The sequence below is a fragment of the Candidatus Darwinibacter acetoxidans genome, from assembly GCF_041936445.1.
Taxonomy (GTDB): domain Bacteria; phylum Bacillota; class Limnochordia; order Darwinibacteriales; family Darwinibacteriaceae; genus DTU010.
The window spans coordinates 1-1,081 of sequence record NZ_JBHGXH010000104.1 but is presented as its reverse complement, the minus strand read 5'-3'; the positions used below and the strand labels follow the sequence as shown (position 1 = coordinate 1,081).

At 54.8% G+C, this 1,081-nt stretch carries 1 protein-coding gene; it reads right to left on the bottom strand.

What is annotated here, in order from left to right:
- Positions 1–1,081, bottom strand: a 1,081-nt coding sequence (locus ACE4YL_RS03400) for a hypothetical protein (RefSeq protein ID WP_461369224.1), incomplete at both ends; no start/stop codon positions are given.

Below are 1,081 nucleotides of genomic sequence, written 5' to 3'. Positions count from 1 at the left end.
CAGCTCTTTAATATCGCTTTTTTTGATCAAGTCAGCCAGGGTTTCAAAGGGCAGTTCCAGGACAATATCGTTCAACAGCGACAGGAGATCGCCCCCGCCGGCCGAACCGCCCGAACCCAGGTCGGGCAAATCGAGGGGCAGCGCGGCGATTAATTTCATCAAGGCCTCAAAAACTTCTTCCGTTCTTCCCTCCACCAGGTCAAGCAGCTCTCCGGACTTCATCTCCGCCAGCTTTTCGCGCGCAATAGCATTGACCGTTTCGGTTAATTCACCGGCAAGCCCGCGGTCATCTTCATCTGCCGGATCCCCGTAGAGAAGAAATTGCAGGAGGGCCATCAGTTCATCCTCAAGGCCGGCGGTATGGTCGTTTAAAACCGCATCTACCACCGCGAGCAGCTCCTCCTGGGCGGCGCCGGCTGACTCAGAAAGCGCCCCCATGACCGCGTTGAAATGCGGCGAGTCCTCGCCAAAGTATTTGTCCATGAGCGGCTGCAGGTCGCCCCGCTCTATTTTCTTGGTGACGACCCAGCCGGCCACCTCTGCCCAGTAGTTCAGGAAATCACTGACCTGGTCTTCAACCTGCGAAGCATCCGCATCCAGGCAGCCGCCTCCACCGCCGCTGTCTTCACCCGGTTCATCGAATGGGCCTTGTTCGCTGTAATGGTCGATGGCTGAACTTATTTCGGGGCCAAACCCGGCCAGGACGGCGTCCAGGTCCTCCTGGAGCAGCTTGAGCACGTTAAAGAGCTCCGGGTATGCTCCCTTATATTCCTCCGTATCTTCGGAATAGCCGCCGAAATTGGTCAGCTCCGCCACAAGGATTTCTACCAAATAGCGCAGAGAGTCCTGGTCCAAAATATTTTCCGTTAACTGGTCAGATATGCCGGAAAGGGGAGCCAGGAAAAGCTCTTGCAGTTCATCCAGGGCCTCGTTGAAATCGTCGTCCGCTTTTAAGTTTTCAACAAACTGATCGTCCAGCCCCCGTAGGGTGGAGAGGATTTTATCGAGAGCTTCTACTACTCTCTCATCGTCCATGATCTCGTCGGCATATTTCAGGACAGGTGTTTTAAAAAGAGTTACC